General features: G+C 67.0%; 10 protein-coding genes. All 10 read right to left on the reverse strand.

The window, feature by feature from the left end:
* Nucleotides 1-128: 128 nt before the first annotated feature.
* Complete coding sequence (locus E6K79_11965) at nt 129-1,205, reverse strand: UDP-N-acetylglucosamine 2-epimerase (non-hydrolyzing) (GenBank protein ID TMQ62613.1); 1,077 nt, start codon at nt 1,203-1,205, stop codon at nt 129-131.
* Nucleotides 1,206-1,333: 128 nt separating this feature from the next.
* On the reverse strand, nt 1,334-3,055 hold the full coding sequence (locus E6K79_11970; GenBank protein TMQ62604.1) for a response regulator: 1,722 nt from the start codon (nt 3,053-3,055) through the stop codon (nt 1,334-1,336).
* A 17-nt stretch (nt 3,056-3,072) separates the two neighbouring features.
* Nucleotides 3,073-4,317, reverse strand: a complete 1,245-nt coding sequence (locus E6K79_11975) for a diguanylate cyclase (GenBank protein TMQ62605.1) — start codon at nt 4,315-4,317, stop codon at nt 3,073-3,075.
* A 23-nt stretch (nt 4,318-4,340) separates the two neighbouring features.
* The gene (locus tag E6K79_11980) at nt 4,341-4,706 is read right to left on the reverse strand and encodes a hypothetical protein (GenBank protein ID TMQ62606.1); all 366 of its coding nucleotides are present in this window, start codon (nt 4,704-4,706) and stop codon (nt 4,341-4,343) included.
* Nucleotides 4,707-4,710: 4 nt separating this feature from the next.
* Entirely contained in the window at nt 4,711-5,595 is an 885-nt protein-coding gene (locus tag E6K79_11985; GenBank protein ID TMQ62607.1) for an HDOD domain-containing protein, read from the reverse strand.
* Nucleotides 5,596-5,600: 5 nt separating this feature from the next.
* A complete protein-coding gene (locus E6K79_11990; GenBank protein TMQ62608.1) occupies nt 5,601-6,371 on the reverse strand; it encodes a FliA/WhiG family RNA polymerase sigma factor in 771 nt (256 codons plus the stop codon).
* Between the two features lie 18 nt (nt 6,372-6,389).
* Nucleotides 6,390-6,635, reverse strand: a complete 246-nt coding sequence (locus E6K79_11995) for a hypothetical protein (GenBank protein TMQ62609.1) — start codon at nt 6,633-6,635, stop codon at nt 6,390-6,392.
* A 2-nt stretch (nt 6,636-6,637) separates the two neighbouring features.
* Nucleotides 6,638-7,654: a MinD/ParA family protein gene (locus E6K79_12000; GenBank protein ID TMQ62610.1), complete on the reverse strand. Its 1,017-nt coding sequence runs from the start codon at nt 7,652-7,654 to the stop codon at nt 6,638-6,640.
* 133 nt (nt 7,655-7,787) lie between these two features.
* Nucleotides 7,788-8,141: a flagellar biosynthetic protein FliO gene (locus E6K79_12005; GenBank protein ID TMQ62611.1), complete on the reverse strand. Its 354-nt coding sequence runs from the start codon at nt 8,139-8,141 to the stop codon at nt 7,788-7,790.
* Nucleotides 8,138-8,481, reverse strand: a 344-nt coding sequence (locus E6K79_12010; protein ID TMQ62612.1) for a FliM/FliN family flagellar motor switch protein, incomplete at its 5' end; no start/stop codon positions are given. The genes E6K79_12005 and E6K79_12010, both read right to left, overlap by 4 nt.

Raw genomic sequence — 8,481 nt, forward strand, 5'->3', positions numbered from 1 at the left:
TCCCGCATAGGAAGGGGCAGAACGCGCCCCACGACAACATGATGCTCCTCCCGGGCCGAATTGCCAAGCCCGTTTGAGCGGTCCCGACGCCCCAAATCGCTCTCCCGTCACGCCCCAAATCACGCCCCCTATGTCCCGACCAGCTTTCGAATCTTGGTGAGGATCCGTCCCGCCGCCTTCCCGTCGCCGTAGGGATTCCCCTTGGCCGTCATCGCGGCGTAGCGCTTGGGGTCCTCCAGCAGCTCGGCGGCCGCCGCGACGATCGCGTCGCGGTGCGGCCCGACGAGGCGCACGACCCCCGCTTCCACCGCTTCCGGCCGCTCGGTCTCGTCGCGAAGGACCAGGACCGGCTTTCGGAGCGACGGCGCCTCCTCCTGGATTCCGCCGGAATCGGTCAGGATCCCACCGGAATCGGTCAGGATGAGGTACGACGCTGCCATGAGGTCCGCGAACGCCTTGTACTCGATGGGGTCGATCAGATGAACGCCAGGCATACCGGCGAGCGCCTGCCGGACGGGGCGATCGACGTTCGGATTGCGATGCACTGGGTAGACGATGTCGACGTCGGCGAAGCGCGAAGCCAGATCGCGGAGCGCTCCGATCACTTCCAAAAGCGGCGCGCCGAAATTTTCCCGGCGGTGCGCGGTCACGAGCACGATCCGCTTCCCCCGATACGGAAGGACCGGCGCGCGCTTCGGCTCCACCTTCACCACGTCGAGCAGCGCGTCGATCACAGTGTTCCCGGTCACCGTGATGGCCCCGTCCGCGACGCCGTCGCGAAGCAGATTCTGCCGCGCGCGCTCGGTCGGCGCGAAGTGGTGGGCCGCGATGACGGACGTCATGCGCCGGTTTACCTCTTCGGGGTAGGGGTACTCGTTGTCCCAGGTCCGGAGCCCGGCCTCGACGTGCCCCACGGGCACGCGCGCGTAGAACGCCGCGAGCGAGGCGGCCATGGTCGTCGTCGTGTCGCCCTGCACGAGGAGAAGATCGGGCTTCTCGCGCTCGAGATAGGGCTGGAGCTCGGTCAGCGCGCGCGTCGTGATCTCGGTGAGGGTCTGTCCCTCCCGCATCAGGTCGAGGTCGTGATCGGGCCGGATCTCGAAGAGGGCGAGCACCTGGTCGAGCATCTCGCGGTGCTGGGCGGTGACGCAGACGAGGGAGCGGATCCCGCCCTCCTTCGCGAGGAGGCGGAGCACGGGAGCCATCTTGATTGCCTCCGGCCTGGTGCCGAAGACGGAGAGGACGGTCTTCCGGGGGTGATCGGGTGGGCTCACTGGGGCGAATACTACCGGGGCGAAGTCCCCGGCCCAAGCGCGAAGTCACTACGAGGCTTCTACGCGGCGGCCGTCTCCACGCGCCGCCGAGGCAGCGAGAAGGAGAAGGTGGAGCCTTCGCCCACCGACGACTCGACCCAAATCTTCCCGCCGTGCTGCTCGACGATTCCCTTCGAGATGACGAGGCCGAGCCCGGTGCCGCCGGCCTTGCGGGTCGTCGAGGAGTCGAGCTGGGCGAATCGCTGGAAGAGCCGGTTCAGGTCGCGCTGGGCGATCCCGCGGCCGTAGTCCTTCACCGAGACCGTGATCTGGGTCTCATCGCCCGAGGCGAAGACCTCGATGCGGCTCTGCTCCGGGGAGAATTTGATGGCGTTGCCGATCAAGTTGGTCGCGACCTGGCCCACGCGCATCGGGTCGGCCTCGATCGAGCCGGTCGAGGCGTCGACCTTGAGCTCGATCTCGACTTCCTTCTGCTTGGCCAGATTCTGGATGTTCTCGACGGCCTCGGTCAGCACCGTGCCCGCGTCGATCGACTCGACGACGAGCGAGAGCTTCGACGACTCCAGCTTGGAGAAGTCGAGGATGTCGTTGATGAGGCTGATCAGCCGCTCGGTGTTCGCCTGGCAGATGCTGAGAAGCTCCTTCTGCGGCGGCGGGAGCTTGTGGAACCGCTCGTCGCCCAGAAGCTCGAGCGAGCCCTTGATCGAGGTGAGCGGCGTGCGCACTTCGTGCGAGACGACGGCCACGAATTCGGACTTGAGCCGGTCCAGCTCCTTGGTCCGCTCGAAGAGGATCGCGTTGGTGATCGCGATCGTGGCCTGGCTCGCGAGCATCTTGAGCATGTCCTGATCCTCGGTGCTGAAGCCGCCGCCTTCGTGATTCAAGCAGGTGATCGTCCCCATCACGCTCTCGTTCGACTGGAGGGGAACGATCAGGGCGTTCGTCGCCCGGAGCACGGACATCATCTCCTCGGCGCCCACCGCCTCGGCCAGGTCCTCGAGGAGCGCCGACTGGGTGCTCTGGACGACCTGGCCGTGGTAGCCGAGCCCCATCTGGAAGCGGAGCGTTTTGTACGTCTCCTCGGGGACGCCGACGGCAGCCTCGGCCGCGTAGTCGTCGGACGCGACGTCGTGGAGGAAAAGGAGGCAGGACTTGGCCGAAGTGAGCCGCGCGGCCTGCGCGACCACCACGTCGAGCGTGCTCTGGCGGCTCAGGCTGGTCGAGATGGCCTTGCCGGCCTCGTAGAGGCGGGAGAGACCGTGGGTGGCCTTCTCCACCTTCTTCTTGAGGATGTCCTCATGCTGCTGGAGCCCCGCGTTCGCGGCCTCGAGCTCCGAGATCAGGCGCCGGTTCTCCTGCGTGAGCAGCCGGCTCTCCAGCCCGCGCTCGATCGCCTTGGCGGTTTCCCAGAGATCGAACGGCTTCGTGATGTAGTCGTAGGCGCCCTGGCGGAGCGCGTCGATCGCGGTCGTCGTCGAAGCGTAGCCGGTGATGAGAATGACGCACGTATCCTTGTCGGCCGCCTTGGCGGCCCGGATCACCTCCAGGCCGTCGACCCCGGGCAAGTTGATGTCGGTCAAGACGAGGTCGAACTTCCCCGTCGTGACCTTGAGGATGGCGTCATCGCCGTTGTCGCACGCCTCGACCTGGTACCCCTGCTGGGTCAGGAGATCCTGGAAGATGTGGACGACTTGGACCTCGTCATCCACGACCAGGATTCTGGCCCTCGGGGTTTCAGCCGCTGCCGGCGCCGGCTCTGCCTCGTGTGCCTTTTGCGTCATAGCTGTGGTGTTATCCCTCAGTTGACGACCGTTTCGTTCAGGTCATCCACGGCCGGGACCGACGCGGCCCCGTTCGTGCCCGCTCGCACTCCCGCCGATGCACGGAGGCTCGCAGGGTCTTCCACGACGCCATCGACCGGATAGGTCGCCACGCCGACGTGCACGGTCAGCCTCCGCCGGCGCGGGAACGCGTGCTGCTCCACGACGCCACGGAGCCGTTCCGCCGCCACCTTCGCCCTCGCGGCATCGGTATGCGGCAGGAGAATGCGGAACTCGTCGCCCTCGTAGCGCGCGACGCAGTCGGTGCCTCGGGCCGAGCGCTTCAGGAGTCGCCCCATGTCCGAGAGGATCTGGTCGCCGATCCCGTTTCCGGTCCGACCCTTCCTCTCGCTCGCGCCGTCCACGTCCAGCACCACCACCGAGACCTTGTGGCCGTACCGCTTCGCCTTCCCCACCTCGTCCTCGAGGTGGGCGTCGAAGTGGCGCTTGTTGTAGAGCGTGGTCAAATCGTCGGTCGTGGCGAGCCGCTCCCTTTCACCCCGCAGGAGCATCCGGATCGCGATGGCGGAGATCGGAATGGTCATCAGCTCGAGCCGCTTCACGCTCTCCTCGTCGAACGCGCCGGGCCTCGAGTGGCACATGTTCACGACCCCGATCACTTCCGATTGGACGAGGATCGGCACCGACAGGAACGAGCGCAGGGAAACCGCGTCCGGACCCTCTTCACGGTGAAGATCGTTGAGCAGCACCGGCTTTCGCTGCTGGGCGACCCAGGAGGAGAAGCCCTTCCCGCGGTCGAAGTTCACGTGGCCGATGAGATCGACCCGGCCGCCGACGGAGACCGCTTCCTCGAGCGTCTGCGACTGGCGGTTCAACAGGAACAGCGTCGCGTTCTCGAACGGAATCGCCGTCCGAATCTGGAGCAGGCTCTCCCGGAACGCCTCGATCGGATCGCCGCCCGTCTGCGTGACGCGGCTCAGCTCGCCAAGGACGTCGGAGTCCGTGACCGTGCGTTCGCCCGCGGACCGCCCCTTCGAGAGCATCCCCATCAACTTGCGATTGATCGATACCGCGCTCGCGAATACGTCGGACGAGCGCTTCTTCGCCGCCGAGAGCGAGAGATCCTTCGCGAAATGCGCGCACTCGGCCTTCTTGAGAATTCGACGCTCGCCAAGCACCTCGAGGAGCTTCTGCTCCGATCGGATGAACCGTTCGGTCGCCTCCACCAGCCGCTTCGAGCCCGCTCCATTGCGCTGCTTCATGGCCTTCCTCCTTGGCCTCTCGATCAGGGCCGGATACCGTTCCCCGGATTGTCGACGATGCCTGGCACCACGGCCGTCTCGACCGTCGCGACCGGCTTCCCGTCCTTCTTGTTCCCGTTACCCACCGGGGCGAGCACCAGGGGCGGCCCCATCTCCTTCACGAATACGGAGAACGTGTCCCCCGTCTTCCAGTCGGGCGCCCCGTGCGCCATCAGCGTGTATCCGTGGTAGCGGAGCAGCGCGCGGCCCTTCCCAAGCGCTCTCGCGACCGTGACGGGGCTGACTTCGCCGTCCTGGAGCGAGGCGTAGAGGGAGGCCCCGAGACCTGGCTCGAAACGGACGCGGATCTCGATTGCGCGGTCGTGCGCCGATTTCACTGCGACTCCCATGACTTCAATCCTCCTGGGATCCACGGAACTCGGCGAAGAGAGCACGCTCTCTTTCGGTCTCGCGGATCACGTCCTGGACGAGCTCTCGGAGCAGCGGCTCCTGCCGCCTCTCGTCCGATTCCACCAGCTCCCACGTCGATGGAGAGAGGGGTCGCGACGCGACGCCCTTGGGCCAGGAGAGCCCGGCCCGGTCTGTAAGGGAGTTGGCGACATGGACCAGCGCCGCGAGCTTCCGGTTGCGGGTCGCGGCCTCCGGTCGGTGATGGCAGGCGATCGCTTCCACGAGATCGGCGGGGAGCCCCCACCTCTCGGCAAGCCACGCGCCCACCTCGGCGTGGCTCGATCCAAACAGTCCCCGCTCCGCCTCCTCCATCGACTCGCCTTGCTCCTGGACGAGCGCGATCACCGCCTGGAGGCGCTCGGGGTCCGTCTGGCGGAGCACCACCTTGCCGATGTCGTGGAGCAGCCCGGCCGCGTACGCTTCCCCGCTCAGCCGGTAGCCGCAGCGCTCGGCAAGGGAGCGCGCGGCCACGCCGCAGGCGAGCGAGTGATTCCAGAGGCCCTCCATCCCGGCATCGCTCTCGCCTAAGGTCTGGAAGACCGAGGCGCCGAGGGCGAGGTCGCGGATGGTGTTCGGGCCGAGGACGACGACCGCCAGGTCGACCGTTCCGACCCTGCGTGGGAAACCGTAGAAATCGGAATTCGCCAAGCGGAGCGTGCGCGCGGTGAGCGACGGATCGAGCGAGAGGATCCGGGCGACCTCCTCCGAGGACGTATCCGGGCGCGCGATCGCGTCGATGAGGCGCGATGCGACCAGGGGGAGCGTCGGGAGGGCGACCATCCCTTCGGTCACTTTCCTCAGGGCCGAGGGATCGGCGGTCTTGGGCATGAGCACTAGAGAATTCGGCCCAGGCGGGCCTTCAAGGTCTTCACGGCACGGGTGTGTATCTGGGATACGCGGGATTCGGAGATGTGGAGCGCTTCGCCGATCTCCTTGAGCGTCATCTCTTCGTAGTAGTAGAGGGCGACGACAAGCCGTTGCTGCTCGGGGAGCCCGTCGATCGTTTCGAGCAGAACCTCGCGGGCCTCATCGGTCTCGATCTGATCGAGCGCGTCCCGATGAGTGGGATCGTCGACGATGTCCTCGAGCTGGATGAAGTCCTGGTCCTCGTCGCTCGACACCGACTTGGAGAGCGAGAGGAGGGCGGTCCCGTGGACCTCGTCGAGGAGCCGCGATAGCTCGGTGGGGCTCAGGTTGAGCGCGTCGGCTACTTCTTCCTCGGTCGCGGCGCGCCCTAAGCGCTGACCCAGCTCGCGGGCAACCTCCTCGACGTTCCGCGCCTTCCTGCGTATCGAGCGGGAGGCCCAGTCGAGGGAGCGAAGCTCGTCCAGGATCGCGCCCCGGATCCGCCAGATCGCGTAGGTCTCGAACTTGGTCCCCTTCGAGGCGTCGTACTTCTCGAGCGCGTCGAAGAGCCCGATGATCGCCGCCGAGATCAGATCATCCCGCTCGACGGATTTCGGTAGGTGGAGGGCCAGCCGGTCGACCACGTACTTGACCAGCGGCGCGTAGCGGCTGAGCGCGACTTCCTTCTGGCGCTCCTTGCGCCCTCTGGCGCGTGGCGCCCGGTTCGCGAGCGTGTGGAGTACGGATGAAGAAGCCATGATCGAACTCCTCCCGCTCTAGCGGTCGGCCCGGACGCGCCGGTCGCCGGGGGTGGAGCGCCCTTGCTCGTAGTAGCGGCGCAGTGCGGTTCTCATGAGAATCAGTCCGACGCCGGCGCCGATCAGAATCGCGATCACCATGGCGAGGGCGGAGCGGAGAAAAATGATCGACCAGGTGGAGCGCGTGAGGATGCCGATCACCCCGGCGATGAACCCCGCGCAGAGGGCGGTGATCGCCGTGAGCCGGATCAGGAGTCGTCGCACGGTTAGACCTCCTCCGGCACTTCGTCCCGCGTCACCAGGGCGATCGGCCCAGGCGCGGTGTTGTCGGTGCCGTTCCGGTCCGGCTGACCCAGAACGCGCCGCGCGAGCTGGTAGATGCAGCTCGCCGCCGGCGAGTAGGGATAGGTGGAGAGGAACGGTTCTTGGCGGAGGACCGACTTGGGCACGGACTCGTCCGCCAGAACGTAGCCCCAGTATTCGATATCGAGATTGAGGAACCGCTTCGCGACGCCCTTCACGCGGCGGGCCACGGCGAGCGCGGAATCTTCGGAGTCGGCCTGATTCACGAGGAGCGCCGGCGCGGCGCGAAGGGGCCGCTTTACCAAGACCTTGATCATCGCGTAGGCGTCGGAGAAGGCGGTCGGCTCGGGCGTCGTGACGACGAGGACCTGATCCGCCCCTTGAACCAGCGAGGTCGCGTGGTGGCCGATGCCCGACGGCGCGTCGATCAGGATGATGTCGGTCTCGCTCTCCAGCTCGGCCAGCGAGCGGAAGAGCACTTCCATCCGGTACTCGTCGAGATTCGCCAGCTCCTCGACGCCGCTCGATGCCGGAATGACGCGGATCCCGTCCGGCCCTTCCAGAAGGATGTCGCGCAGCGTCCGATTCCCGAGAATCACGTCCTGGAGGTCGAACTGCGGCGCGATCCCCAGGAGGAGGTCCACGTTGGCGAGGCCCAGATCGCCGTCGAGCACGAGCACCCGGACTCCCTGGCGAGAGAGGGCGATGGCGAGGTTCGTCACGATGTTGGTTTTGCCGACGCCGCCCTTCCCGCTCGTGACCGCGATGACGCGGCGACGGGGGCGCGATGGCGGCGGGGCCAACGCCGGTTTCCCGTTCCGTTGAACCCGGGGACGCTTGGACGTCCGGCCGCGGCTCCGCCCGTTGGCGGCGCTCGACTTGACCTTTCCTTCGATGTCGCTCATCTGGAGTTCCTCGGTCCGATTGCGTTTGAGTTGGCGATCCTTCGCCGCGGACGAGACGGCTTGTGCAAACCGCATGCCGTGCTGATAAATGGCCTGGCGGCGCGGTTTTCGACCGTGCTGCCGTCGGCGGTGCGGCCAATTCCGCGTGCCCGGCCGGAGCGATGCTCAACTTCTGTGCGGTGCCCGCCGCGCGTTTCGGCGACGGCGATCACGAGTGCTTCCAGCCCTTGCGGTAGCGGGTCGCATGCATGGCGCGCGAGAGCTCGGCGTCGAAGGGAGCGAACGGATCCTCCTCCGCCCGGAGCGAGGCCGCGCCAAGGTCGGCCAGCGCGGTCCACTGCTCCCGCGTGGAGCCGAGCAGGATCCGCCGGCCCTCCACCTCTATGACGACGAGGGTGCGGCCCCTTCCCATGCGGGCCCGGGTCAGGAGGCGGATCTCGGGCGGCACTTCCATCGAGGCGTCGTCGACGTGCTCGTTCCGCCGCCAGAAGACTCGTGTGGCGCCGACGAGGGTGATCGCCCCCACGGCGATCGCGATCGTGTAGATCAGGGTCGCGCTCATGATTTGCCCCTCCTGGGCTTCGCGGGCCTTCCTGGCGTGGTCCGGGCTTCGTGTTTGGTTTGGGGTTCGTGCTGGGCTTCGTGGGTCGTGTGGGGGCGTTCCAGTGAGAGGACCCGGACCGCGACCCGCCCGCGGACTTCGACCAGCTCTCCGTGCGCGACCGTGACCGCATTGGCGACGATCTCGACCGGCTGCCCCGCCTTGCGATCGAGTGGAATCAAGCTGCCCGGCGCCAAAGCTGCGACCTCCTCAGGCGGGAGGTCGGTGTGGCCCGCGTCGACCACGATGTGGAATCGCTCCGTCGGCGCCGGGATATACGGATCCACGGCGCGGAGCGCTT

The organism is Candidatus Eisenbacteria bacterium (assembly GCA_005893305.1).
Taxonomy (GTDB): Bacteria; Eisenbacteria; RBG-16-71-46; order SZUA-252; family SZUA-252; genus WS-9.

What these genes read in the sequence shown, in the direction of transcription:
- E6K79_11965 (TMQ62613.1), bottom strand. Translation starts at nt 1,205, where the DNA reads ATGGCTCCCGTGCTCCGCCTCCTCGCGAAGGAGGGCGGGATCCGCTCC.
- E6K79_11970 (TMQ62604.1), bottom strand. Translation starts at nt 3,055, where the DNA reads ATGACGCAAAAGGCACACGAGGCAGAGCCGGCGCCGGCAGCGGCTGAA.
- E6K79_11975 (TMQ62605.1), bottom strand. Translation starts at nt 4,317, where the DNA reads ATGAAGCAGCGCAATGGAGCGGGCTCGAAGCGGCTGGTGGAGGCGACC.
- E6K79_11980 (TMQ62606.1), bottom strand. Translation starts at nt 4,706, where the DNA reads ATGGGAGTCGCAGTGAAATCGGCGCACGACCGCGCAATCGAGATCCGC.
- E6K79_11985 (TMQ62607.1), bottom strand. Translation starts at nt 5,595, where the DNA reads ATGCCCAAGACCGCCGATCCCTCGGCCCTGAGGAAAGTGACCGAAGGG.
- E6K79_11990 (TMQ62608.1), bottom strand. Translation starts at nt 6,371, where the DNA reads ATGGCTTCTTCATCCGTACTCCACACGCTCGCGAACCGGGCGCCACGC.
- E6K79_12000 (TMQ62610.1), bottom strand. Translation starts at nt 7,654, where the DNA reads ATGCGGTTTGCACAAGCCGTCTCGTCCGCGGCGAAGGATCGCCAACTC.
- E6K79_12005 (TMQ62611.1), bottom strand. Translation starts at nt 8,141, where the DNA reads ATGAGCGCGACCCTGATCTACACGATCGCGATCGCCGTGGGGGCGATC.